This window comes from Otariodibacter sp., from assembly GCF_029256985.1.
In the GTDB taxonomy this organism is placed as follows: Bacteria; Pseudomonadota; Gammaproteobacteria; order Enterobacterales; family Pasteurellaceae; genus Otariodibacter.
Map to the genome: position 1 here is coordinate 1 of NZ_JARIDQ010000073.1, position 25,225 is coordinate 25,225.

The 25,225-nt window shown below is 33.8% G+C and carries 24 protein-coding genes and 2 pseudogenes; 4 read left to right on the plus strand and 22 right to left on the minus strand.

The window, feature by feature from the left end; translation table 11 throughout:
* Positions 1-901 (plus strand): type I restriction endonuclease subunit R, EcoR124 family (locus tag Q1J40_RS07365; RefSeq protein WP_502306662.1); only part of this gene is annotated, 901 nt, incomplete at its 5' end.
* 250 nt (positions 902-1,151) lie between these two features.
* Here the strand turns inward: Q1J40_RS07365 and Q1J40_RS07370 are convergent.
* Positions 1,152-1,260 (minus strand): annotated as a pseudogene (locus Q1J40_RS07370) (IS481 family transposase); the annotation flags it as partial.
* Positions 1,261-1,367: 107 nt separating this feature from the next.
* Positions 1,368-1,654 (minus strand): annotated as a pseudogene (locus tag Q1J40_RS09180) (GPO family capsid scaffolding protein).
* A 689-nt stretch (positions 1,655-2,343) separates the two neighbouring features.
* Here Q1J40_RS09180 and Q1J40_RS07375 point away from each other — a divergent pair.
* On the plus strand, positions 2,344-2,973 hold the full coding sequence (locus Q1J40_RS07375) for a histidine phosphatase family protein (RefSeq protein ID WP_301099463.1): 630 nt from the start codon (positions 2,344-2,346) through the stop codon (positions 2,971-2,973).
* Here Q1J40_RS07375 and Q1J40_RS07380 read toward each other — a convergent pair.
* From Q1J40_RS07380 to hisC, 15 genes are all read right to left on the minus strand, one after another.
* Positions 2,962-3,237, minus strand: coding sequence for a DUF1294 domain-containing protein (locus Q1J40_RS07380; protein WP_301099464.1), 276 nt, complete (start codon positions 3,235-3,237; stop codon positions 2,962-2,964). The two genes, Q1J40_RS07375 and Q1J40_RS07380, sit on opposite strands and share 12 nt — an antisense overlap.
* Positions 3,238-3,325: 88 nt before the next feature.
* The gene (gene yciH / locus Q1J40_RS07385) at positions 3,326-3,637 is read right to left on the minus strand and encodes a stress response translation initiation inhibitor YciH (RefSeq protein ID WP_301099465.1); all 312 of its coding nucleotides are present in this window, start codon (positions 3,635-3,637) and stop codon (positions 3,326-3,328) included.
* A 21-nt stretch (positions 3,638-3,658) separates the two neighbouring features.
* Complete coding sequence (gene pyrF, locus Q1J40_RS07390; RefSeq protein ID WP_301099466.1) at positions 3,659-4,357, minus strand: orotidine-5'-phosphate decarboxylase; 699 nt, start codon at positions 4,355-4,357, stop codon at positions 3,659-3,661.
* A 17-nt stretch (positions 4,358-4,374) separates the two neighbouring features.
* On the minus strand, positions 4,375-5,565 hold the full coding sequence (gene lapB, locus Q1J40_RS07395; RefSeq protein WP_301099467.1) for a lipopolysaccharide assembly protein LapB: 1,191 nt from the start codon (positions 5,563-5,565) through the stop codon (positions 4,375-4,377).
* Positions 5,565-5,849 carry a LapA family protein gene (locus Q1J40_RS07400; protein WP_301099468.1) on the minus strand — a complete coding sequence of 95 codons (285 nt, stop codon included), beginning with the start codon at positions 5,847-5,849 and terminating at the stop codon, positions 5,565-5,567. Before Q1J40_RS07400 ends, lapB begins: the two co-directional genes overlap by 1 nt.
* Positions 5,850-5,882: 33 nt before the next feature.
* A complete protein-coding gene (locus Q1J40_RS07405; protein ID WP_301099469.1) occupies positions 5,883-6,167 on the minus strand; it encodes an integration host factor subunit beta in 285 nt (94 codons plus the stop codon).
* Between the two features lie 77 nt (positions 6,168-6,244).
* The gene (gene rpsA, locus Q1J40_RS07410) at positions 6,245-7,915 is read right to left on the minus strand and encodes a 30S ribosomal protein S1 (protein WP_301099470.1); all 1,671 of its coding nucleotides are present in this window, start codon (positions 7,913-7,915) and stop codon (positions 6,245-6,247) included.
* A 102-nt stretch (positions 7,916-8,017) separates the two neighbouring features.
* Positions 8,018-8,686, minus strand: a complete 669-nt coding sequence (gene cmk / locus Q1J40_RS07415) for a (d)CMP kinase (protein WP_301099471.1) — start codon at positions 8,684-8,686, stop codon at positions 8,018-8,020.
* Between the two features lie 10 nt (positions 8,687-8,696).
* Positions 8,697-9,740, minus strand: coding sequence for an outer membrane-stress sensor serine endopeptidase DegS (degS, locus tag Q1J40_RS07420; RefSeq protein ID WP_301099484.1), 1,044 nt, complete (start codon positions 9,738-9,740; stop codon positions 8,697-8,699).
* Positions 9,741-9,771: 31 nt separating this feature from the next.
* Positions 9,772-10,659, minus strand: coding sequence for a UTP--glucose-1-phosphate uridylyltransferase GalU (gene galU / locus Q1J40_RS07425; protein ID WP_301099472.1), 888 nt, complete (start codon positions 10,657-10,659; stop codon positions 9,772-9,774).
* 133 nt (positions 10,660-10,792) lie between these two features.
* A complete protein-coding gene (gene csrA, locus Q1J40_RS07430) occupies positions 10,793-10,969 on the minus strand; it encodes a carbon storage regulator CsrA (RefSeq protein ID WP_301099473.1) in 177 nt (58 codons plus the stop codon).
* Between the two features lie 57 nt (positions 10,970-11,026).
* Positions 11,027-13,651, minus strand: a complete 2,625-nt coding sequence (alaS, locus tag Q1J40_RS07435) for an alanine--tRNA ligase (protein WP_301099474.1) — start codon at positions 13,649-13,651, stop codon at positions 11,027-11,029.
* Positions 13,652-13,831: 180 nt separating this feature from the next.
* On the minus strand, positions 13,832-14,260 hold the full coding sequence (locus Q1J40_RS07440) for a universal stress protein (protein ID WP_301099475.1): 429 nt from the start codon (positions 14,258-14,260) through the stop codon (positions 13,832-13,834).
* Between the two features lie 120 nt (positions 14,261-14,380).
* Positions 14,381-15,676 (minus strand): 3-phosphoshikimate 1-carboxyvinyltransferase, encoded by a 1,296-nt coding sequence (gene aroA, locus Q1J40_RS07445; protein WP_301099476.1) that lies wholly within the window; start codon positions 15,674-15,676, stop codon positions 14,381-14,383.
* 53 nt (positions 15,677-15,729) lie between these two features.
* Positions 15,730-16,824 carry a histidinol-phosphate transaminase gene (hisC, locus tag Q1J40_RS07450; protein WP_301099477.1) on the minus strand — a complete coding sequence of 365 codons (1,095 nt, stop codon included), beginning with the start codon at positions 16,822-16,824 and terminating at the stop codon, positions 15,730-15,732.
* A 222-nt stretch (positions 16,825-17,046) separates the two neighbouring features.
* Between hisC and glnS the strand changes: the two genes are divergently transcribed.
* Positions 17,047-18,723, plus strand: coding sequence for a glutamine--tRNA ligase (gene glnS / locus Q1J40_RS07455; RefSeq protein ID WP_301099478.1), 1,677 nt, complete (start codon positions 17,047-17,049; stop codon positions 18,721-18,723).
* A gap of 68 nt (positions 18,724-18,791) precedes the next feature.
* Here the strand turns inward: glnS and Q1J40_RS07460 are convergent, their stop codons facing one another.
* The 5 genes from Q1J40_RS07460 to ppx all read right to left on the minus strand — a co-directional run bounded on the left by Q1J40_RS07460 (position 18,792) and on the right by ppx (position 23,663).
* Entirely contained in the window at positions 18,792-19,547 is a 756-nt protein-coding gene (locus tag Q1J40_RS07460) for a TatD family hydrolase (protein WP_301099485.1), read from the minus strand.
* A gap of 108 nt (positions 19,548-19,655) precedes the next feature.
* Entirely contained in the window at positions 19,656-20,537 is an 882-nt protein-coding gene (nanA, locus tag Q1J40_RS07465; RefSeq protein WP_301099479.1) for an N-acetylneuraminate lyase, read from the minus strand.
* A gap of 89 nt (positions 20,538-20,626) precedes the next feature.
* On the minus strand, positions 20,627-21,493 hold the full coding sequence (locus Q1J40_RS07470; RefSeq protein ID WP_301099480.1) for a MurR/RpiR family transcriptional regulator: 867 nt from the start codon (positions 21,491-21,493) through the stop codon (positions 20,627-20,629).
* A 9-nt stretch (positions 21,494-21,502) separates the two neighbouring features.
* Positions 21,503-21,967: an N-acetylneuraminate anomerase gene (gene nanQ, locus Q1J40_RS07475; RefSeq protein WP_301099481.1), complete on the minus strand. Its 465-nt coding sequence runs from the start codon at positions 21,965-21,967 to the stop codon at positions 21,503-21,505.
* A gap of 187 nt (positions 21,968-22,154) precedes the next feature.
* Positions 22,155-23,663, minus strand: a complete 1,509-nt coding sequence (gene ppx / locus Q1J40_RS07480) for an exopolyphosphatase (RefSeq protein WP_301099482.1) — start codon at positions 23,661-23,663, stop codon at positions 22,155-22,157.
* Between the two features lie 158 nt (positions 23,664-23,821).
* Between ppx and asnS the strand changes: the two genes are divergently transcribed.
* Positions 23,822-25,225, plus strand: a complete 1,404-nt coding sequence (asnS, locus tag Q1J40_RS07485; RefSeq protein ID WP_301099483.1) for an asparagine--tRNA ligase — start codon at positions 23,822-23,824, stop codon at positions 25,223-25,225.

Sequence of the window (25,225 nt, forward strand, 5' to 3'; positions counted from 1 at the left end):
AAATATTGTTTGCTTTAGAGATCTTGAAAAAGCCACACAAGATGCAATCAAAACCTTTGGCGATGAAAATAGCGTCAATGTGATTTTAGAAAGAAGTTACGATGATTATATCTACGGTTTTTCAGATGAGGAAACTGGGCAATTAATCAAAGGATATGAGGAAATCTGTACAGAAATTCTCACAAAATTTCCTGATCCAACAGAAATTAAAACCGATGCCGACAAAAAGGAATTTGTGGAATTGTTCGGCGAGCTACTCAAAGCTGAAAATATTTTAAGAAATTATGATGAATTTGAAACATTCGATAAGCGTATATCGGATAGACAAATGCAAGATATGAAAAGTGTTTATGTTGATATAAGAGAAGAAATACTCAATATAAAACGTGGCGAAGGGCAAGAAAAACCGCAAGTTGATTTTTCAGATATTGAATTTCAAATTGAACTATTAAAGACGGATGAAATAAATTTAGACTATATTTTGAAACTTATCTTAGAAAAATCAAAAGGTAATGATTCAGAAACGTTAAAAACCGAAATCCGTCAACTAATTCGCTCTAGCTTAGGCACAAGAGCAAAAGAAGAGTTGATTCTTGAATTTATCAACAAAACAGATCTATCTCAATTCAAAAATAATAATGATATTCTTGATAATTTCTATGAATACGCCAAAAAAGAGAAGGAATCGAATGTCAATAAACTGATTGATGAGGAAAAATTAAAATCTGAAGCGAAACGCTTTATAGAAAAATCAATCAATAAAGGCTATGTAGAATATTCTGGTGCAGAACTAGATAGCCTACTTCCCCCAACCTCACGCCGACAAGGTGCTAGAGAAGCGAAAAAATCCTCAGTTTTAGAAAAACTGAAAAAACTGGTTAATGTGTTTATTGGAATTTAAGGATTAAGCACAAATATGGTTCGGCTTAAACATCGAGATTATACCTTAGAAATTGCATCTAGATTGTACGTTATTATCTATAAATATAACTAAAATTACTGATTACTATTATGGAATAATGTGTAGAAGATCAAACTTAATCTAACAGTCTCCCATTTAAAATAGCGTACTTGTTAGATTATTTTGAGCCTAGTTCTTTTCGCCCAAATAAAATCGTTTTATGAAAGCATTCACAAATTCCATTTGTTTACGGATACTTAATCTTTGTTTTCGTGTCCTATATGTCATTAATCGCTAAAATAAAACTCATAATTATGATGCTCTACCTTTCCACTATACTCATTGTCTCTATCCGTTAATCAAGACCTACACTGAATAAGTTTTCTGCTTTTTTGCTTACGATAAACAAATGGGTTATCCTTGGCTTGCAGCAAATTGCAACATTTTGGTATCAAGACTAGCGGGGTTAGGTTATGATTAATCCTACTAAATAAGCTTTATCTGAATCAGCAAAATTCAGGACAATTTCTACCGAGGTAGAAATATTCTGTTTCGATTTATTTAATGTAATCAACTCATTCATTGACTCGATTTGTGCCAATAATACAACTTACCATCTTCAGTTTCTTGGGGTTTCAAGTCAAGCTCATACTCAACTTGCGAATGTGACTCATCGTTCTGATAAAAACGAAACTTGATATGTCCTAAATTGATTCTTGCTCCATATTTCTTAGGGTCGTAATTTGCATCCATCTACTTAATTCAAGCATGATTGATTACTCGGCCATTTATCGTCTATTAAGCAGTACCTGCCAAGCCTTATCAATTATATCTCGTTCAATCCTAGAAACTTTTATTCAAGATTACTTGATTTTGGTAATCCTATTTAGAAAAAATACATAACTCATTCGGTAAAGCTATTGCTTTAAATATCTCCTTACAAAATATATGCGACGAGAAGTTGAGCCTAATATCCTTTACCTGCTAATTAATGGCTGTGAAGAATTTAATTTTAAAGAAAATACTATATAAGCTACTCGAATCTGAATAAACAACTATCTGCTAATACCGGTATTTTAATATATTAAATCAATATTATTAACATCAAACTATTGTTTAGTTGTGTATAATTTTTTTACAATCATTTGTATTTGTTAAATTTATCGTGCCAGTCACTACCTCCATTAGCATATTTCTTATAAAATCTTTTAATTATTATCTATTTCTCAAAATAGTTAGTTAGAATATCAAAGTTTGATATCTATACTATATTTAGTCATTTTAATTTTAATTGATTATATTCGTACCTAGTAGCTACTACAGCTTATTTGCTATAAAAAAAACTCATAATAATATATAAGTAAATTTTTTCTTTATTCCTTGTTACAATTCTAATATATTTGTATTAGAATAACTAATTATTAGCTTAAAAGGAAAATAAAATGGCTCTTAATATATATCTTATTCGTCATGGACGTACTGAATGGAACAACGCTGGCTTATTACAAGGAACTTGTGACTCTCCGCTCACAGAAGAAGGTATTGAAGGTGCGAAAATTACAGGTAATGCCTTATCTCATATACAATTCTCTGCTTGTTATTCTAGCTTAATGAAACGAGCACAAGATACCGCTGATTACATTATTGGATCTAGAGATATTCCTCACTTTCACCACAAAGGACTAAACGAAATTCATTTTGGAAATTGGGAAGGTAAGAAATCGGCAGATTTATCTAATCACCCTGAATATATTCTGCTTAGAACTGATCCTAAAAATTATAAAGCGATAGAAAGTGAGGGTGAAACCATAGAACAACTCTATAATAGAGTAATGAAAGCATTTCAACAAATCATAGATCTTCATAAATACAACGATGAAAATATTCTCATTGTTTCACACGGAATGACTCTGACATTACTCACTGCAATATTAAAAGGACTGAAATGGCAAGAATTTAGGAATCCAGAATTGCACACTTTTGTTGCTAATACAGCAATAAGTATCGCAAAAATTGAAGGTAAAAAAATGGAATTAATTGAATTTAATAATACGCAACATTTAGGAATATAATACGAAATAAATAATCAAAGGTAGAATAAATACCCAAAATAAAAAAGAAAAAACAACTGCTAAATGAAATTTCCAATTTTTAGTTTTATGTTTGGTATATTTCATTATTATATAGGTTCCAAAGAAACCACCAAACAAGCAAAGAAAAAGTAAATTAGATTCAGGAATACGGAAGGCTTTATTAATAGCATATTTTTTATCTTTATACATTAAGCATGCACTAACTACATTTATAAAAGTGAAATATATTAAAATATACAGCATAAATCTTACCTAATAAATATAATTATATTTATAAAAATAGGGACAAAGATATAATATTGACTTATATCTTTGTCCTTGCTATTTAAGACTAGCCACCAGAAAATTTTACATTAAAACCCTTTTCTTCTAAAATTTTCTTTAGCATCTCTCGGTGATCACCTTGAATTTCTATATTATAATTTTTTATAGCTCCACCACATCCAGTTCTTCGTTTTAATTCAGATGCTAAAGAAACTAATGCTTTACCTTCTAAAGATAATCCACTAATAACACAAACACCTTTCCCTTTTCTTCCACTTGTTTGGCGCTGTATTCTTACAATACCATCACCTTGAATTTTTTCTTCTTTTATAACTTCTGGGTTTATTCGACCAACGTCTGTTGAATACACTAATGCCATAGCTAATATCCTCAACCACTACTATAAATTATGGATAGACTGATTAATTTCTGTCAATACTGCAAGTGGATTTTCTGCTTGAGTAATAGGTCTACCGATGACAAGATAGTCAGATCCTATTGTGATTGCTTCCCTTGGTGTCATTACTCTACGCTGATCTCCAATATCTGAACCCTCTGGTCTTATACCCGGAGTAACAAGTTTAAAATTATCCCCGCAATGAGTACGAAGTACTTCAACTTCCTGAGGAGAACAAACAACACCATCTAAACCAGCTCTTTGGCATAAATGAGCAAGACGGATAACTTGCTCCATTGGAGATGTATTAATTCCTATTTGTAGTAAATCTAGATCTTCCATACTTGTTAATACTGTCACACCAATTAGTAAAGGTGCATCTTTACCATAGGGTTCAAGAATTTTCTTTGCCGTTTCCATCATTCTTAAACCACCTGATGCATGCAAATCGACCATCCAAACACCTAAATCAGCAGCAGAACGTACAGCTCTAGCAACAGTATTTGGTATATCATGGTATTTTAAATCTAAAAATATATCAAAATTACGTTGTTGGAGTTGTTTTACAAAGTTAGTACCAAGAGTTGTAAACATTTCCTTACCTACTTTCAGGCGACATAGAGATGGATCAACCTGATCAACCAATGTTAATGCTTCACGTTCCGTTTCATAATCTAACGCAACAATTACTTTACTATTCATAAATACCCTCATAATGACTAAAGAATTTCATCTATACTCTGTATTGGTTTAATTGTTTCCCATTGGCGGCATGAAGGACAATACCAACTTAATCGATAACTCTGATACCCACAATTTAAACAGCGATACTTAAATCCACTTTGAATGCGATTACCTACCATTTTATACAAAAGAATTAGGCTATCCTTCCCACTCCCTTCTTCTGCCTTATTAATTTGATAATAAATAAATCGATGAAAGGTTATTGTACTTGGATATTGTTTTATTTGCTGATATAGCCTAGATTGAGCTGCATCAATACCATCTTTCTTTTCAATAAGAGTAGCCAAAGCAAGATCTATACAACCATTATGCTTAATTTGATTTGCTTTTATTAAAAATAATTCAAATTGTTCTAACGTATTTAGTGCAATATAGCACTGCTCTATTTTACCTAATACTTCACTGATATAGTTAGGATCTTGTTCCAAAACATTTTCAAAATAGACCAATGCACGAGAAAAATCATTTTGATCATAATAATAATCACCAAATATAATTGAGGCTCTAGCACAATTTGGTGAATATTCTAATGCTTTGTTAAGTAAGCTAATAAATAAAGTATTATCATTTTCTATTGTTTTTGCATATTCACAATAAAAATGGGATATGGGAGTCCTATCTATTTCTGGTGATACTTTTAATAACTTTTCAGCAATATTAATTGCCTTCTTCCATTCTTTCGTTTTCTGATAAATTGTTATTAATTGAGAAAGGGATTGATGCGCAAATTCTGGTTCTTCTAACAAAGTGATGTAATAATTTTCTGCTCGGTCATAAAAACCGGCAGTCATAAAATCTTTTGCAAGCTGTTGTTTTGCTAATAACTTTTGTTCAAAAGTATAATTGACATTCGCTTCTAATGATTGATGAATCCGGAGTGCTCGATCAACCTCTCCTCTAGATCGAAATAAATTCCCCAACATTAATTCTGCTTCAAATTGAGATCCGGATAAAATCTCATTTTCTGATTCTTGCTTTTCTAACATTGACAAGAATAAATCAACTGCCTTATCTTGTTGATTAGAAAGCAAAAAATTTAATCCCGCGACATAGTCACGGGAAAACTTATTACTTATGTCTTCTTGATCCTTTTTAGCACTTCTTTGCCCCATATACCACCCATAAAGAGCCGCAATAGGAAGCAAAAGAAATAACAATTCAAGCATTACTCATCCTTTGGAAGAGTTAATTCACTAATCTGTTGAGCCTGACGCTTAACTCGATGATTCAATGCAATATTTTTAAATCTTAATTTAATATAAAAGAACCCAGTAATAATCCAGCCAAGAATTAATCCAAATCCAAATAATATTGCAACTAAACTTGATAATCTTAAATCACTTTTTGCCACAATATAATTAAAAGTAATCATCTGATCATTATTTGCACCAATTGTTACTGCAACAATAATAATAGCAAGAGCAATAATAATTCCAAAAATATATCTCATAATAAATCCCCACTACAATACATAGTGTCAATATCAGTAGTGATTATCAACACGCTCTTTTAATTCTTTACCTGCTTTAAAATGGGGTACATATTTAGAATCTAATTTAACACTTTCCCCAGTTTTAGGATTTCGTCCTATCCTAGATTGTCTAAAGTGTAAAGAAAAACTTCCAAACCCTCTAACCTCTATACGCTTACCATCTTCTAATGTTTGTATTATTTGTTCTAAAATTTCTTTAACACTATCTTCAACAGATTTTATTTGTAAGCTAGGATTCTTTACTACTAAACGTTCGATCAATTCTGATTTAGTCATATTTTCTCCTTAATATACAAGCGGATATACCATAGTATACCCGCCTTTAGCTCTAAATATTACAAGCTAATTAACTACTACTCACCTTTAGCAGCTTTAAAGGCTTCAGCCATAGCATTTGGAATCACTTCTTCTTGCTTATTGACTTGTGCTAATGTTGCAGATTCTTCTGCTTCATCTTTAGCTCTAACAGATAAGTTAACTATACGAGCCTTACGATCAACTCCTGTATATTTAGCTTCTAATTCATCACCAACAGCGATAACTGTAGTGATATCTTCAATGCGATCACGAGTTGCTTCTGATGCACGGACATACCCTTCAACACCATTAGCTAACTCAACTTTAACACCTTTAGAATCTACTTCCGTAACTTTACCTTTAACTACAGAACCTTTCTTAGTTGCATCAATAAAGTTAGTGAATGGATCAGAATCTAATTGTTTAATGCCCAAAGAAATACGTTCTTTAACTGCGTCAACTTGAAGAACAACAGCTTCTACCTCATCACCCTTCTTGTAATTACGTACAGCTTCTTCTCCTGAAACATTCCAAGAAATATCTGATAAATGAACTAAACCATCAATTCCACCTTCTAAACCGATGAAGATACCAAAATCAGTGATTGATTTAATTTTACCAGATACTTTATCATTTTTGTTATGTGTTGCAGCAAAGTGTTCCCATGGGTTTGGTTTGCATTGTTTCAAACCTAATGAAATGCGACGACGTTCTTCATCGATTTCTAACACCATTACTTCAACAACATCACCGACACTCACAACTTTAGATGGATGAATATTTTTGTTTGTCCAATCCATTTCAGAAACATGAACTAATCCTTCAACACCATCTAAAATTTCAACGAAACAACCATAATCAGTTAAGTTGGTTACTTTACCTGTTAATTTGCTATTTACTGGGTGATTTTCAGCAATTGCAATCCAAGGATCTTGACCTAATTGTTTTAAACCTAAAGAAACACGGGTACGTTCTTTATCAAATTTTAATACTTTAACAGTAACTTCATCACCAACATTTACTACTTCACTTGGATGTTTAACACGTTTCCAAGCCATATCTGTGATATGAAGTAAACCATCCACGCCACCTAAATCAACGAAGGCACCATAATCAGTTAAATTCTTAACTGTACCTTTAACTTCTGCACCTTCCTCTAAGCTAGCTAATACTTCTTCACGATCTTGACTATTTTCAGATTCAATTACTGCACGACGTGATACAACAACATTGTTGCGTTTTTGATCTAATTTAATTACTTTAAATTCTAATTCTTTACCTTCAAGGTTGACATTATCACGTACTGGGCGAGTATCAACTAATGAACCTGGTAAAAAAGCACGAACACCATTTAACTCAACAGTAAATCCGCCTTTTACTTTTCCATTTACTAAACCAACAACAGTTTCTTGTTCTTCGAAAGCTTTCTCTAAAGCTGTCCAAGATTCATTGCGTTTAGCTTTTTCACGGGAAAGTTTAGTTTCACCAAAACCATCTTCTACAGCATCAAGCGCCACATCAACAACATCACCAACTTGAACTTCTAATTCACCTTGAGCGTTGAGGAATTCTTCCATAGGAACCGCAGATTCTGATTTTAAACCAGCGTCTACCAATACGTAGCCTTTTTGAATAGCTACGACAGTACCTTTAATAATGGAACCTAAACGAGCTTCTTGGCCTTCTTTTAATGATTCTTCAAATAGTTGAGCGAAAGATTCAGTCATAATTTTTTAATCTTCTTTAATAAAAATAAAACGTCCACTTATATCCATTTAAATGGGGTTGATAATAAAAACCTAATAATCCTTTATTAGGCATTCGGAAAACTAAATACGAGCTTTAGCATATTCTAATGCTTGCTCAATAACATCTTCAATAGATAAATCTGTTGAATCTAAAATAAATGCATCTTCAGCCGGAATCAGAGGTGCTATAGCTCTATTCCTATCTCTAAAATCACGCTCTTTTATCTCGACTAAAATCTGGTCAAAATTAGCATTAAATCCTTTATCTTGCAACTGTTTTACACGTCTTTTAGCTCTTTCTTCTGCACTTGCATCTAAAAAAAACTTAATTTTGGCTGAAGGAAAAACAATCGTCCCCATATCACGACCATCAGCAACTAATCCTTTATCTGAACTAAAATCACGTTGACGTTGTAATAGAGCATCTCTTACAAGAGGAAAGACCGCAATCTTGGAGGCATTTAGTCCAACTTCAGCAGTTCTAATTTGATCACCTACATTAATATTATCAAGGATAACATTAATCTCATTATTTTGAGGAATAAATTTAATATTAAGTGTCTTCGCTAAGGTAGCTAGCTTAGTTTCATTATCTAGATCAATCGATTCCCTTTGAGCAGCTAAAGCTAATATACGATAAATAGCTCCAGAATCTAAAAGATTAAACCCTAATTCACTTGCTAGAGCATAGCAAAGTGTCCCTTTACCTGCTCCACTCGGACCATCTACAGTAATAACAATATTTTCCATTTATTTATCTCTATAAGTCTGGGAATTCACCTAAAGTTACATCTAATTTAATAATATTTCCTTGTCGAGAAATTAATACAGGTACTTGAGTATTAGGTTTCATTTCTGCAATATCATTCATCATTTGTGTTGGAGTTTCCGCATCAACATTACCAATCTTTAAAATAATATCATTCGGTAAAATACCAGCTAAATCCGCAGGACCTCCCTTTTCAACTCGAGTAATAAGCACACCTTTATCACTTAGTCCTAATTGTTTAGCTGAGTAAAATAACACACTATTTACCCCTAAATATCCTCGAATAACCTTACCATCTTTGATAATTTTATTCATTACTTCATCAGCTAAATCAATAGGGATGGCAAAATTTAAACCTTCAGCTAATTCTTCATAATTTCGCCCTAACTGAAGAGTATTAATCCCAATCAGTTCACCATTTGAATTAACTAATGCACCACCAGAGTTTCCTTTGTTAATAGAAGCATCTGTTTGAATAAAATTTTGACGTCCCCCTTCAGACAGGGCATATCGTCCTGTTGCACTAATAATTCCTTGAGTAATACTTTGTCCTAAGTTTAGAGGATTGCCAATAGCTAGAACTACATCACCCACACGAATAACTCTATCGGGATTTTGAGGAATTGTAGGTAAGTTTTGAGCTTGAATTTTCAACACTGCAAGATCGGTTAAGGTATCGGAACCAATTAAAATTGCATTAAATACAGACCCAGATTGTAAAGCAACAATAATTTGATCTGCATTTTCTATTACATGCTTATTCGTTAAAATATAACCTGACTCAGTCATAATAACACCTGATCCCAGATTATTTACTTTTAAATTTTGGCTATCTTGAACATTGCTATTATCAAATGTTTGATTATAAACATTAACAACAGCTGGAGATGCAATTATTACAGCATCGTTATAACTTATGATATCCTTACTATGCCATTTGTTTGCGTGAAAATTAATGGTTGGGACAACATAAATAATAAGAATAGCGCAAAATAACCCAAATACTATTGCTTGTAATACTTTCTTTGTGGTCAGAGTATTCAAAAACAACTTATCCTTAATTGCTTTATAAAGATTCAGCTAAGGTTTTAACATATTCCTTAAACTGTTTTCCATATTTATCATGATTTAGACTATATTCAACAAAGGCTTCCATATAACCTAATTTATCTCCACAGTCAAAAGTTTTTCCTGTCATATGAAAAGCTTCCACATCTTGTTGTGCAATGAGCATATCTATAGCATCAGTAAGCTGGATCTCATCACCAACACCTACAGGTGTTTTAGCCAGTAAATCCCAAATATCTGCAGAAAAAACATAACGACCAACAACAGCAAAATTAGAAGGTGAGTCTTCAACAGCAGGTTTTTCAACAATATTTTTAATTTTTGCTGTTTTACCAGGCTCCAAAGATTCGCCTTGGCAATCCACAATACCATAATTACTTACATCATTTTTATCTACTGGAGCAATCATAATTTGACTGTTACCTGTCATCTCAAATCTAGCTATCATTGCAGATAAATTCTCTACTTTCTGATCTGCTGAGAAATCTGCAAGTAAAACATCTGGCAAAACTACTGCAAAAGAATCATTACCCACTAAGGATCGTCCACATAATACAGCATGTCCTAATCCTTTTGCTTGACCTTGTCTGACATGCATAATAGTCACATCTTTAGGAACAATTGAACGTACCTCATCAAGTAATTGGCGCTTAACACGTTTTTCTAACATTGTTTCCAATTCAAATGAAGTATCAAAATGATTTTCAATCGCATTTTTTGATGAATGTGTAACTAATATTATATCCTTTATACCTGCAGCAACACATTCATTTACAATATATTGTATAAGTGGCTTATCTGCAATGGTTAACATCTCTTTGGGAATTGCTTTTGTCGCAGGTAGCATTCTTGTCCCAAGACCAGCAACAGGAATAATTACTTTCATATCAATCCTCTTTTCATTTAATTTGTTCGTTACATCTAGTTTAATAAAATGGATAAAACAAGCTAGCTTGACTATTGCAGTAAAACCAACCAGTCTGATTACTAAATAAACTATCTTTAGAATCTCATGGATATTATTGATTATCTGCTAAGGACTTTATTCTCTGATAAATTTCTTCACGATGTACAGCAATCTCCTTTGGTGCTTTAACACCTAATTTAACTTGATTACCTCTAACATTTAATACCGTGATTTCAACATCATCGCCAATTAACAAACTCTCTCCTATTTTGCGAGTTAAAATAAGCATAATAATCTCCTTACATTACGCACAGCAAGGTAACATCCTTGTACCCTACTTATTTCACTATAGTTTTGCTTGAATCCAATTCATTGCAAAATCAAGTGATTGAGGAATATTTTTTGGATTAGAACCTCCAGCCATTGCCATATCTGGTCGTCCACCACCTTTCCCTCCAACCTCTTGAGCCATTAAACCAACAAGTTCTCCTGCATTGATCTTGCTTGTCAAATCAGATGTTACTCCTACAATCAAATTAACTTTTTCACCTGATGTTGTTGCAAAAGCTACAACTGCTGAACCCAATTGGTTTTTTAAATCATCTACCATTGTTCTCAATGCCTTTGTATCAGCATTTTCTAGCTGTTTAACGATAACATTATGACCATTTATTTGTTTAGCCTGTTTTGCTAATTCGCCACCAGCTTGTGTAGCTAATTTTTCTTTTAATTGTTGTAAGTCTTTATCTGCTTTTTTTGCTTTCTCTTGTAATTGCTGTATTTTATCAACAAGACTATAATGGTCTGCTTTCAATAACTCTGCACTTTGCTCTAATACTCGTTGCTGGTGATGTAATAATTCAATTGCGACTTCTCCTGTTACTGCCTCAACCCTTCTAACACCTGCAGCTACAGCACTTTCTGAAACAAGCTTAAACAAACCGATTTCACCAGTTTGTTTTACATGAGTACCACCACATAATTCAATTGAAAATTCACTCATAGTGAGCACACGAACACGATCACTATATTTCTCACCAAATAATGCTATCGCTCCTTTCTGTTTTGCCTTTTCTAAATCCATTACTTCCGTTTTTACAACAATATTTTCACGGATTTTTTGGTTGACAATACGTTCTATTTTCTCTAAGTCACTTTTAGCAATAGCTTCAGGTTGAGAAAAATCAAATCTCAACATATTTTCTGCAACTAAAGAGCCTTTTTGGGCAACATGATTACCTAGCACTTGGCGTAGTGCTGCATGCAATAAATGGGTTGCACTATGGTTAAGTGTGATAGCTTTTCTTCTTTCTTGATCAACATGACAAAATACATTATCTCCAACATTTAATGTTCCAGAAACTAGCTGACCAATATGACCATAAATAGTGCCATATTTTTGTGTATCACTTACCTCAAAATTGCAAATATCTGATGAGATCTGACCGCTATCACCAATTTGCCCACCTGACTCACCATAAAAAGCGGTCTGATCAAGTACAATAACTGCATTTTCACCTGATTGAATACTATTAACAGACTTGCCATTAGTAAATAATGCAACTACTTTGGCTTCAGTTTCAGTAACGTCATATCCTTTGAACTCTGTTGTTCCATCTACTTTAATCACATTGCTATAATCAACGCCAAAATTGCTACTAGCTTGGGCTCTTGCTCGTTGAGCTTGCATTTCACGCTCAAAAGCTTCTTCATCAATCGTAATATCTCGTTCACGACAAACATCTGCTGTTAAATCTAATGGGAATCCATAAGTATCATAAAGTTTGAATGCAACTTCTCCAGACAATACATTTCCATCAAGTTTAGTTAATGCATCTTCTAATAGAGCTAAACCTCTCTCCAACGTTCTCGCAAATTGCTCTTCTTCTGTTTTTAGTGTTTTAGAAATAAGTGCTTGTTTTTCAGTGATAATTTCACCCGCTTGCCCCATAACTTCTGCTAATGTAGGTACTAACTTATAGAAAAAGGATGATTTTGCACCAAGAAGGTTTCCATGTCTAACTGCTCGGCGAATAATACGACGAAGTACATAACCACGTCCCTCATTTGAAGGTACAACACCATCAGCAACTAAGTAAGCACAAGAGCGAATATGATCCGCAATTACTCTTAATGATTTATTATCCAAATCTTGCACATCTAAAAGTGTTGCAACAGATTTTATCAATGTTTGGAAAATATCGATCTCATAGTTAGAATTAACATGTTGTAATACTGCACTAATACGCTCTAATCCCATCCCTGTATCTACAGATGGTTTTGGTAATTTTTCCATTGTGCCATCTGCTTGGCGATTAAATTGCATAAAAACAATATTCCAAATCTCAATATAACGATCGCCATCCTCTTCTGGAGTACCTGGAGGTCCTCCCCAAATATGGTCGCCATGATCATAGAAAATCTCAGTACAAGGGCCGCAAGGACCAGTATCACCCATTTGCCAAAAATTATCTGATGCATAAGGGGCACCTTTATTATCACCAATACGGATAATACGTTCTGCTGGAATTCCTACCTCTGTATACCAAATATTATAGGCTTCATCATCGTTTTCATACACGGTAACCCAAAGTTTCTCTTTAGGTAGCCCTAACCATTCAGGAGAAGTTAAATATTCCCATGCGTAAGAAATAGCATCTTTTTTAAAATAATCCCCAAAGCTAAAATTTCCCAACATTTCAAAAAAAGTATGATGGCGCGCAGTATAGCCTACATTTTCTAAATCATTGTGTTTTCCACCTGCACGAACACAACGCTGAGAACTTGTCGCACGTGTATAATTGCGTTTATCCACTCCCAAGAAAACATTTTTGAATTGATTCATGCCCGCATTAGTGAATAGTAATGTTGGATCATTTTCTGGAATTAAAGAACTGCTAGGTACAATTGTATGTCCTTTACTATTAAAAAAAGATAAGTAGGATTGTCTGATTTCTGATGTTGTTTTCATTTAAATACTCTAAATAGCCAAAATTATGTAGGCAATAATTTATTTGCCTGACAGATATATTGCTATTCTACACATTTTTTAAGAAGTTTTGCTATGAAATAGCGCAAAGAATTGGAAAATTTATACTAAAAATAACCACTTGTTACATATTGTAATAACAAGTGGTTAGATTATTCTAATTTATTGTTCATTTGAAAGAGGAACAATAAGCATATCTATCGCAATATTATTCATCACTTGACGAGTAGATGAAATAAATTTACTCCAGAAATCCTGATGATGCCCTGTCACTAATAAATCGATATCATATTTCTTTACAGTATCTTCTAATACTTGGCAAAAATCACCACTACCCTTTAAGCGCTCAGAAACAGGAAATCCTATTTTTGCAGCTAAAGCATCTAATGCTAGTGTAGTTTCTTCAGTAACTGAGTCTTGTACTGTAGACATATTGATATCAATTAATCCCGTATAAAGATCAGAGAAATTCACATCAACATGAATTAAGGATAACTTTCCTCCTGTTCTTTCTGCAATTTTTGCTCCTTTACGAATTAAAACTAAACTTTCTTCGGAAAGATCTACCGCAACTAAAACATGTTTATACATAATAAACTCCTTCAGTAGTTAAATAATTACTCTATTGATAGTAGCATATTCTATTAGGTGATTATTTGACACAGTTCTCAAATTTAAAAATTCCTTGCGAAATAGCAAGGTTGAATTATGCTATCGAATACTGATTTGTTCAAATAAATCAAAAAATGTAGGAAAAGTTTTTGCTGTACACTTAGGGTCTAAAATCGTTACTGGTGTATTTGATAAAGCAACTAATGCAAAACTCATTGCCATACGATGATCATTGTAAGTTTCAATCTCGACATCCCTAAACTGCTCTAAATCCAGAGGTTGAATTCGAATGAAATCCTCGCCTTCTTCAACTTCAGCACCAATTTTTCGTAACTCAGTTGCCATTGCTGTTAAACGATCTGTTTCTTTAACTCGCCAATTATAAATATTGCGAATCACAGTTTCGCTATCAGCAAATAAAGCTGTTGTTGCTATCGTCATTGCAGCATCAGGTATATGATTCATATCCATATCAATTCCATGAAGTTTATCCCTTTCTACCGCTATATAATCATCACCCCAAGTTACTTTAGCGCCCATCTTGGCTAATACATCCGCAAATAGCTTATCACCCTGTATAGAATTTTTCCCTATACCAGTAACTTTGATTTGACCTTTTATCGCAGCTGCAGCGAGAAAATAAGATGCTGAAGATGCATCACCTTCCACTAAATATTGCTGAGGAGAACGGTAAGTTTGATTACCTTTTACAAAGAAAAAATGATAATTTTCATGAGAGACAGAAATACCAAAGTCCGCCATCATAGATAAAGTAATATCAATATAAGGTTTTGATACTAACTCACCTATGACTTCTATTGTTATATCATTCTTACAAAGAGGTGATATCATCAATAGAGCTGTTAAGAATTGAGACGAAATGGAGCCATCTATTTGAACATTATCGCCTCGTAGTCCTGAATTTCTAATCGCTATTGGCGGATATCCCTCATTTTCTAAATAAGAAATATCCGCGCCTAACTGACGTAGTGCATCAACTAAATGTAGAATTGGACGTTCTTTCATGCGAGGTTCTCCAGTTAGAATAACCTCAGCATCATTTTTTCCTTTTAAACACAATGCAGCAGTTAGCGGGCGCATTGCAGTACCTGCATTTCCAAGAAATAAAGCCAATCCATTTTGGATATTAAAAGCTCCGCCGATCCCTTCGATTTCACAAACTGTTTTATCTGCAGAAAGTTGATATTCGACACCTAATTGCTTTAATGCATTTAGCATATATCGAATATCATCACTATCTAACAAATTAGTTACTTTTGTCTTACCCTCAGCCAATGCAGCCAAAAGTAAAGCTCGATTAGATAAGCTTTTTGAGCCAGGTAAATTAATTTCTCCTTCAACACGAGCTATGGGTTCGATAATGAGTTTTTCCATAAAATAAAATCCTTATTTCAAATAATCTATCTGGCTCTAATACTTACTGTAACTTACTTTAATACTTGTAATAACGCATTAAATAACTTCGTATTTTCTTCCGGTAACCCAATACTAATACGTAAATGATTTGGTAATCCATAACCTGCAATTGGACGAACAATAACCCCTTCTCTTAATAATTTTTCAAAGATAGGTAACGCAGGTTGTTTTAGATTAACTGTAATAAAGTTACCTTTCGATGAGATATATTCTAAATTATTGTCTTTGAAAAACTGCTCATATCTTGCCATTTCTACACGGTTATTCTCCGCTACTTTTTGAATAAATTGATCATCTTGAAGAACGGCAACTGCAGCAGTAAGAGCAAGACTATTACAATTAAATGGTTGACGCACTCGATTAAATAAATCTGCAATTTCTGGATCCGAAACAGTATATCCGACACGTAATCCGGCTAAGCCATATGCTTTAGATAAAGTACGACAAATTACTAAATTTTTATATTTTTTCAAAAGTGCAAATGAATCTACTCTCTCACTTGATAAAGTGAATTCAGTATACGCTTCATCTAATACTACAATAATATTTTCTGGTACTTTTGCTAAGAATGAGTCTATTTGCTCATGAGTTAAAAATGTACCAGTAGGATTATTGGGATTAGCTATATAAATTAATTTAGTTTTATCTGATATTGCAGATAGAAATCCATCTAAATCATGTCCATAATCTTTTGCTGGAATTACAACAGATTTTGCATTAATTGATTGTGAAACAAGTGGATATACTACAAATCCATATTGTGAAAAGATAATTTCATCATGTTCTGAAGCAAAAGTATGAGCAATCAATTCAAGTAAATCATTTGATCCATTGCCAAGTGTAATTTGATTCATATTTACACCAAATTTTTTGACAATAACTTCTTTCAAAATATAGCCATTTGCATCAGGATAACGTGTTAAATCAGCTAATTGTTTTTGAATAGCTTTTTTAGCACTTTCAGGGAAGCCAAAAGGATTCTCATTTGAGGCTAATTTCACAATATTTGTAATACCTAATTCACGCTCTAATTCTTCAATTGGTTTTCCTGGCTGATAAGGTGATAAAGTTTTTACACCTTCATTTGCGATGTTGATAAATTGCATTATGAACCTCCATTATTATTTAATCGATTCTCCAAAATAATAGCCTATTTAAAATAAAACAGATAGCCTTTTTTTGTTGTTTTTTTCAACACACAAATATAAAAATATCCTTAAGCTAATAGATAATACATTATTTAATTTCAATACTCTTACAATAGCTATTTCAGTTAATAATTATAACGTGTAGAATAAACAGTTATTTTCCACTAAAACGAGAAAAGCATGAGCAAAGAAAATATTTTAACTAGTGAACACAATGATGTTCGTGAAAATTTTATTACCCATATTATTGATGAAGATCTCGCATCAGGAAAACACCAATCAATTCATACTCGTTTCCCGCCAGAACCTAATGGTTATTTGCATATAGGACATGCAAAATCTATCTGTTTAAATTTTGGTATTGCAGAAGATTATAACGGATTATGTAACCTTCGTTTTGATGATACAAATCCTGTAAAAGAAGATGTTGAGTATATTGATTCAATTAAACAAGATGTTGAATGGTTAGGTTTTAAATGGGAGGGTCAACCTCATTATGCATCTGACTATTTCGATCAGTTATATACTTATGCAATCGAATTGATTAAGAAAGGTTTAGCTTATGTGGATGAGCTTTCTCCAGAGAAAATGCGAGAATATCGAGGAACGCTCACTGAACCGGGCAAAAATAGTCCATACCGTGATCGTTCAGTAGAGGAAAATCTTGCCCTTTTTGAAAAAATGAAGAATGGTGAGTTTGCAGAAGGGACTGCAAGTTTACGAGCAAAAATTGATATGGCTTCGCCATTTATGGTAATGCGCGATCCTGTCATCTACCGTATTAAATTTGCAAGCCATCACCAAACAGGTGATAAATGGTGCATCTATCCAATGTATGATTTTACCCATTGTATTTCTGATGCAATCGAGCGTATTACTCACTCATTATGTACACTTGAATTCCAAGATAACCGTCGTTTATACGATTGGGTATTAGAAAATATTTCAATTGAAAGACCATTACCACATCAGTACGAATTTTCACGTTTAAATTTAGAAGGTACGCTAACCTCTAAACGTAAACTATTAAAATTAGTTGAAGATAAAATTGTCGATGGATGGGATGATCCTCGTATGCCAACTATTTCAGGTTTACGTCGTCGTGGTTATACTCCAGCATCATTGAGAGAGTTCGCTCGTCGTATTGGTGTCACTAAACAAGATAATGTCGTGGAATATAGTGCATTAGAAGCTTGTATTCGTGATGACCTAAATACCAATGCCCCTCGTGCAATGGCGGTAATCAATCCTGTTAAAGTTGTTATCGAAAACTTTGAAGGGGAAGAAATCTTAAGCGCACCAAATCATCCAAATCGTGAAGAGCTTGGTAGAAGAGAATTGGCATTTACCCGTGAACTTTACATTGATGAAGCAGACTTTAGAGAAGAAGCGAATAAACAATTTAAACGCCTTGTTCTAGGTAAAGAAGTTCGTTTACGTAATGCTTATGTGATTAAAGCTGAACGTGTAGAAAAAGATACAAGCGGTAAGATCACCACTATCTTTTGTAGTTATGATCCTGAAACACTAGGTAAAAATCCAAGTGATGGACGTAAAGTAAAAGGCGTTATTCACTGGGTATCTGCTACAAATAATAAGCCGGCTGAATTCCGAATTTATGATCGTCTATTTACTGTACCTAACCCAGGTGCAGAAGAAGATATCAATAGTGTGATCAATCCAAATTCTTTAACAATTAAGCAAGGATTTGTGGAATCAAACTTAGCTAATGCTCAAGTCGGGCAAGGCTATCAATTCGAACGTGAAGGTTACTACTGTTTAGATAGCAAAGATGGTAATGCAGATCATCTCGTATTTAATTTAACGGTAAGCTTAAAAGAAAGTGTTGCATTTTAATTAGCAATAAGCTCACTGACAAAAGGATCAATAACTCTTTATTGATCCTTTTTTATATCAGCCATTCGTTATCTTTCATCAAAATAGAATGCCTGCATATTTCGCATAACTTGCTGAAAAACATCATCTTGGGAAAGATTTTTGATTTTAGCAATTTCAGATACAATCGCCATTAACTGCGATTCAATATCCGTAGTTGTAAATCGTTCGTGTTGCCAAGGAGCGTCGGTTTCAATCATTATTCGTTCAAGTGGAAATGTCTGGATAACTTTTCTCGTTTTTGGGTTCCATAAAATATCAGGCGTACAACTCACCATATAAGACGTTTCTAATAGCTTATCCATCATCTCATCACTCGCTTTATACCAATGAAAATGAGCTTTTTTAAGCTGATATTTTTTAAGTAATGCTAAGGCGATTTCTGTATCGTCAGAAACAATATGTAATACAATCGGTAAACCATATTTTTGACTCAACTGGATAAATTGCTCAAGTAAAGCAATATATTCTTTATAGTCAATTTCAGGTCTTTCCTGCTTTAAATAATGCGGTAATCCTACTTCGCCAATAGCAATAAGTTCAGAGTGGTGAGTTTCAATCCAATCAAATAATTGTGATTTTTGTTCTAATGTAGGCAATGGTTGTTCAGGATGGAATCCGGCGCAAAACTGAATTTTGGGAAATTTTTGTTTAAGGTTGGCTAACCGTTGAGTACTCGCTAAATCCGTTGCAACTGCAATAACACCAGAAAGATTAGTATTGTTAAAAATCGTTTCAACTTGTTCATCGGAGAATTGATCTAAATGAATATGGCTATCTAACATATCAAATCCTAGTTTACAAGCGGTTAGATTAAGCATTGATTTTACCTATTTTAAGCTTATAAAAAAGGCTGTTATCACTAACAGCCTCTACACTAATTAATAAGCGAATTATGAAAGATATTTTGCTTTTAATTCTTTAACCACTTCTTTTTGTTTAGCACTTAATTCTTTTGTCATTGGTTCACGACAATAACCGGCTTCAACGCCTTCGCATTCAAGTAAGCCTTTAATTGTTTGATATAAACCGTTACCTAAGATACCTTCAATTAAGTCATTTGTTACATTTTGAATTTCAAATGCTTCTTTAATTTTACCTTGTTGAGCTAATTCAAAAATTTGACGGGCACGAATACCGTTTACGTTGAATGTACTACCAATAGCACCATCAATACCTAATACAGTTGCTGGTAACATCATTTCATCGAAACCTGCATAGATTAAGTGATTAGGGAATGCTTTACGTAAACGTTCTAATAGATAGAAGTCACCTGCTGTGAATTTCACACCAATGATTTTTGGATTTTCAAATAATTCAGCAAATTGAGAAACCCCAATGTTTACCCCTGTTAAGAATGGGATTGAGTAAACGATCATTGGGCTACCTGTTTCACGAATAATGGTTTCGTAGAAGTTTTTGATTTCAGGGAAGCTAAATTTGTAATAGAAAGGAGTTACCGCTGATAAGCTGTCATAACCAAGTTCAGTTGCATATTTACCAAGTTCAACCGCTTCTTTTAAGTTTACGCTACCAACTTGTGCAATCAATGCAACTTGATCTTTAGCTTCATCTTTTGCAATACGGAAGATTTCTTTTTTCTCTTCAGTTGAAAGCATAAAGTTTTCACCAGTTGATCCACCAACATATAAACCATCCACTTTCATTTTATCAATATTGTGGCGGATAATTTGACGCAAACCTTTCTCATTAATTGTTCCATCTTCATTAAATGAAACTAATAATGCACTAAAGATACCTTTTAAATTTTTCATTGTTTAGTCCTTTTACTAAAGTGAATAATGTAAGCGGTATAATTTGCAAATTTGTTCGCAGAACTGACCGCTTAGAAGTTTATAAAAATCTATTTAATTCTTTGTTCCAAAATAACATTTAGTGTTTTCTGTTTATTCTTAATGGCTTTATTCGGTTCGGATTTAACCAATAAAGTATAAATTAAGTCTAAAATAAAAAGTTGTGCCATTTTGGTTCCGATAGAATCGCCTTGCATATGCCCTTGGCTATTTCCATTTATCAACACATAATCTGCTACTGCTGTAATAGGTGAACGTAAGTTATGAGTAATTGCAATCGTTTTTGCTTTATTATCCTTAGCAATACGTAATGCTCTAGTTGTTTCTTCTGAATATCCAGAATGACTAATCCCAATTACAACATCACCTTTTTTTAATAAAGATGCTTGCATATACATAAAATGATTATTAGTTACTGCATCTGTTTGATAACCTATACGCATCAATTTATGTTTAGCATCTTCGGCAGTTATACCTGATGTTCCTACCCCAAATAGAAAAATTCTATCTGCCTTCTGTAATTCTGAAACAACTTTTTCTAAATCATCGTAATTCAATAAATTGATTGTTTCTGCGATAACATTATGTAAAGTTGAATGTAACTTATTTGCAATTTCTCGGGATGTATCACTCTCTAAGACTTCCGTATCCAATAGAGTACTACTCTCTTTCTCTTGGGTAGCTAACTCTATGGCTAAATCAAGCTTAAAGTCAGTATACCCCTTAAACCCTAAAGTTCTACAGAACCGAATAAATGTCGCTTCTCCTACATCCAACTGCGAAGCAACCTCAGATAAAGAACATTGAGCTAGTATTCCTGGTTGTGCCAAAATAGCATTTGCTATTTTTTTTTCAGTTTTAGTTAAACTTGCCTGTAAAGCGCCAATTGTATCTAGAATTTTCCCTCGAGATGACATAATCAACTCCTATAACATTTCTACTGGAACTTTCACCACCACTTTTTTTAACATTTTATCGCCATTAACTGAAATACCCGGTTTATGAGGTTCATAAGGCATAAAGATTGCAAACATATTAGGTTTTAAAATGATTGTGTTTTTATTTTCAACTTCTGGAATCAACTGATAATCATCATCATTGTGATATTCTTCAAATAACGATAATGTAGGTTGAGTCACACTGTAATTAATTGCCTCATCACCTGAAATTAAAATTTGAATATCGATGAACTTACGATGCATTTCTGCCTTTTTAGTCTCTGCTGCAGTTGTCTGAAATTCCATGACATTCATTTTAATACCCTCTTCGATCTCGTGTTGACCAGTTGGTAAAGCTACAAGATCTAGCTCTTTTACTTTTTTACATAAACGAGCAAATACAGGATGTAATGCGTTGCTAAAATCATCGCGAGATAAATCACCTAATAACATATAAACCTCCGAAAGTGGAAATAGCTTATGACCACTTCACTCCATAAAAATAAATTCAAAAGAAGATATACTCCATAGAATAAAATTTTCTACGACAAATAACAAGTAATAAATGAAAAAAATGCGATATAGATCACTTTTTAAAGTGGATAACAGAATGCCACTGAATTTCAGTGGCATTCTTTACTTATTTTTGAATGGAAAGTATTAGTTCGATTTTAGATAATAATATCTGTTCTTCTTCCAGATCACTTAGCAATAAAGGATTCTGAGCTAAAAAATCGGGTTCAAATGATAGATTCCATACATTATCTACTACATTTAAACGAAGGTGTTCAGGAGAAGGTGTAGCTTGACGAGAACGGTTGAGAATCACTGCTAAACGAAATACTCGTAATAGAACTAATACATCTTGATGCTGAAAGCGATTGAGTTTACGAATATCTGTCGTTTTGAATGACTTTTGATGATAACGAATCAACGTTGCTAACAAATTCTTCTGCTCAACATCAAAGCCTGGTAAATCACTGTTTGCCACAATATAAGCAGAATGACGATGGAAATAATTATGATTAATACTAATTCCTGCTTCGTGTAATAAACTTGCCCATCCCAAGATAGATCTTAATTCTGCGATCTGTTTTTTATTATACCAAACTTTTATTTGATCAAATAAAATAATTGCTGTTTCTTTTACTTTCTTTGCTTGAATAAGATCAATATTAAACTGCTCAGCTAAAGCTTCTGCAGTACGTTGACGAATATCATTTACTTGAAACTGATTTTCCAAGCCGTACATTACCCCTTCACGTAATGCCCCATCGGAATATCGCATAGAATGAATATTAAACGTATGGAAAAGAGCTAATAAAATAGCTAACCCGGGTACAAGTACATCCGCTCGTTCTTCTAATAAACCTTTCAGTTCAATTTGATTTAGATTATTAAATTTTAAGCAACGTTCTATAACACGTTCTAATCGAGTTTCTGTGATTATTCCATCACGATAACCATTTGCAATCAGCACCTTACTTACTGTTTTGATTGTACCCGATGATCCCAAAACATGCTTCCAACCTAATGTTTTATACTCCTCTGCCAGATCTTCTATGGTTTTTAAGGCTGAATTATAGGCTTGATCAAATCGATCTTTATCTAGTTTACCATCAGGAAAAAAACGAATAGCGTAGCTTACACATCCCATATGGCGACTTTCTGCTCTTAAAGGAATAAATCCATCACCGATGGTCATTTCCGTTGAACCACCACCAATATCTACCACAAATTTTCTGCCTTTTTCTGGTTGAGTATGGCTTACTCCTGAATAAATCAGTTTAGCCTCCTCTTCTCCTGTAATAATTTCAATAGGAAATGGAAAAACTGATTTTGCTTGATCTAAAAAATCTTGATTATTTACCGCACTGCGTAACGTATAAGTACCAACAACTTTCACATTATCAGCAGAGAAACCCTTCAAACGTTGAGCAAATAACCCCAAACAATCCACGCCTCGAGCAATCGCTTCCTGACTTAATACATTATTTTCATCCAATCCTTCTGCTAAACGTACTCGACGTTTAATTCTTGATAAGATTTGAATAGAGCCACTCACAATCCTAGCAATAATCATATGAAAGCTATTCGAGCCCAGATCGATAGCGGCAAATTCTCGAGGGAGATGAAAGTCGGATCGCATATATGCCTCTATAAAATGATGTAAAATATTATTGTTTTTTAGTGTAACATTTTTTTATTTAAAGTGGATAATTTCCTTATCTTTCCTAGTAATTTCTAGTAAAATGCCCGTCATTTTTCAAGTAAAATCTATTTCATTTTTATAAAACCGAGGTAAATATGTCTAAATTTCCATCGATTGCGGAAATCCTATCAGGCAAAGTCGCAGTAGGAGAAGAAGTTTCCGTTCGTGGATGGGTAAGAACCCGTCGTGATTCTAAAGCTGGATTATCTTTTTTAGCAGTATATGACGGCTCTTGCTTTGATCCAATCCAAGCCATTGTGAATAATGACATCTCAAATTACCAAGACGAAGTTTTACACCTTACTACTGGTTGTTCAGTTATCGTAACTGGTAAAGTGGTTGAGTCCCCAGCAGAAGGACAAGCGGTCGAATTACACGCAAATAATGTAGAAGTTGTAGGTTGGGTTGAAGATCCTGATACCTATCCAATGGCAGCAAAGCGTCACTCAATCGAATATCTACGTGAAGTGGCACATCTTCGTCCAAGAACAAATTTAATTGGTGCGGTTGCTCGTGTTCGTCATTGTTTAGCACAAGCGATTCATCGTTTCTTCAACGAACAAGGTTTCTATTGGGTAGCAACCCCATTAATCACAGCATCAGATACTGAAGGTGCAGGCGAAATGTTCCGTGTATCAACATTAGATGTAGAAAATCTACCACGTACAGATAGCGGCAAAGTTGATTTCAGCGAAGACTTCTTTGGTAGAGAAGCATTCTTAACGGTATCGGGTCAGTTAAATGCGGAAACTTACGCTTGTGCATTAAGCAAAGTTTATACATTTGGTCCAACATTCCGTGCTGAAAACTCAAATACCACTCGTCACCTTGCAGAATTCTGGATGGTTGAGCCTGAAATCGCATTTGCTGACTTAGAAGATGATGCAAAACTTGCTGAAGCAATGTTGAAATACGTATTCAAAGCCGTATTAGAAGAACGTAAAGACGATATGGCATTCTTTGCTAAACACATTGATAGCAATGTGATTAACCGCCTAGAAAACTTTATCAATTCAGATTTTGCTCAAATTGATTATACTGATGCCATTGATGTGTTATTAAAATCAGGTAAGAAATTTGAATTCCCAGTTGAATGGGGAATCGATCTTTCATCTGAACACGAACGTTACCTTGCAGAAGAACACTTTAAATCGCCAGTCGTTGTGAAAAACTATCCGAAAGATATTAAAGCCTTCTATATGCGTTTAAATGATGATGGTAAAACAGTAGCAGCTATGGACGTACTTGCACCGGGAATCGGCGAAATTATCGGTGGTTCACAACGTGAAGAACGTTTGGACGTATTAGATAAACGTATGGTTGAAATGGGCTTAAACCCAGAAGATTACTGGTGGTATCGTGATTTACGCAAATACGGTACAGTACCTCACGCAGGGTTTGGTTTAGGTTTTGAACGTTTAATCGTTTATGTAACAGGACTTCAAAATATCCGTGAAGTGATTCCATTCCCACGTGCGCCACGTAATGCGAATTTCTAA

Excerpts from the sequence above, each read along its gene's own strand:
- Q1J40_RS07375 (WP_301099463.1), top strand. The coding sequence starts at position 2,344 with ATGGCTCTTAATATATATCTTATTCGTCATGGACGTACTGAATGGAAC.
- Q1J40_RS07380 (WP_301099464.1), bottom strand. The coding sequence starts at position 3,237 with ATGCTGTATATTTTAATATATTTCACTTTTATAAATGTAGTTAGTGCA.
- yciH (WP_301099465.1), bottom strand. The coding sequence starts at position 3,637 with ATGGCATTAGTGTATTCAACAGACGTTGGTCGAATAAACCCAGAAGTT.
- pyrF (WP_301099466.1), bottom strand. The coding sequence starts at position 4,357 with ATGAATAGTAAAGTAATTGTTGCGTTAGATTATGAAACGGAACGTGAA.
- lapB (WP_301099467.1), bottom strand. The coding sequence starts at position 5,565 with ATGCTTGAATTGTTATTTCTTTTGCTTCCTATTGCGGCTCTTTATGGG.
- Q1J40_RS07400 (WP_301099468.1), bottom strand. The coding sequence starts at position 5,849 with ATGAGATATATTTTTGGAATTATTATTGCTCTTGCTATTATTATTGTT.
- Q1J40_RS07405 (WP_301099469.1), bottom strand. The coding sequence starts at position 6,167 with ATGACTAAATCAGAATTGATCGAACGTTTAGTAGTAAAGAATCCTAGC.
- rpsA (WP_301099470.1), bottom strand. The coding sequence starts at position 7,915 with ATGACTGAATCTTTCGCTCAACTATTTGAAGAATCATTAAAAGAAGGC.
- cmk (WP_301099471.1), bottom strand. The coding sequence starts at position 8,686 with ATGGAAAATATTGTTATTACTGTAGATGGTCCGAGTGGAGCAGGTAAA.
- galU (WP_301099472.1), bottom strand. The coding sequence starts at position 10,659 with ATGAAAGTAATTATTCCTGTTGCTGGTCTTGGGACAAGAATGCTACCT.
- csrA (WP_301099473.1), bottom strand. The coding sequence starts at position 10,969 with ATGCTTATTTTAACTCGCAAAATAGGAGAGAGTTTGTTAATTGGCGAT.
- alaS (WP_301099474.1), bottom strand. The coding sequence starts at position 13,651 with ATGAAAACAACATCAGAAATCAGACAATCCTACTTATCTTTTTTTAAT.
- Q1J40_RS07440 (WP_301099475.1), bottom strand. The coding sequence starts at position 14,260 with ATGTATAAACATGTTTTAGTTGCGGTAGATCTTTCCGAAGAAAGTTTA.
- aroA (WP_301099476.1), bottom strand. The coding sequence starts at position 15,676 with ATGGAAAAACTCATTATCGAACCCATAGCTCGTGTTGAAGGAGAAATT.
- hisC (WP_301099477.1), bottom strand. The coding sequence starts at position 16,824 with ATGCAATTTATCAACATCGCAAATGAAGGTGTAAAAACTTTATCACCT.
- glnS (WP_301099478.1), top strand. The coding sequence starts at position 17,047 with ATGAGCAAAGAAAATATTTTAACTAGTGAACACAATGATGTTCGTGAA.
- Q1J40_RS07460 (WP_301099485.1), bottom strand. The coding sequence starts at position 19,547 with ATGTTAGATAGCCATATTCATTTAGATCAATTCTCCGATGAACAAGTT.
- nanA (WP_301099479.1), bottom strand. The coding sequence starts at position 20,537 with ATGAAAAATTTAAAAGGTATCTTTAGTGCATTATTAGTTTCATTTAAT.
- Q1J40_RS07470 (WP_301099480.1), bottom strand. The coding sequence starts at position 21,493 with ATGTCATCTCGAGGGAAAATTCTAGATACAATTGGCGCTTTACAGGCA.
- nanQ (WP_301099481.1), bottom strand. The coding sequence starts at position 21,967 with ATGTTATTAGGTGATTTATCTCGCGATGATTTTAGCAACGCATTACAT.
- ppx (WP_301099482.1), bottom strand. The coding sequence starts at position 23,663 with ATGCGATCCGACTTTCATCTCCCTCGAGAATTTGCCGCTATCGATCTG.
- asnS (WP_301099483.1), top strand. The coding sequence starts at position 23,822 with ATGTCTAAATTTCCATCGATTGCGGAAATCCTATCAGGCAAAGTCGCA.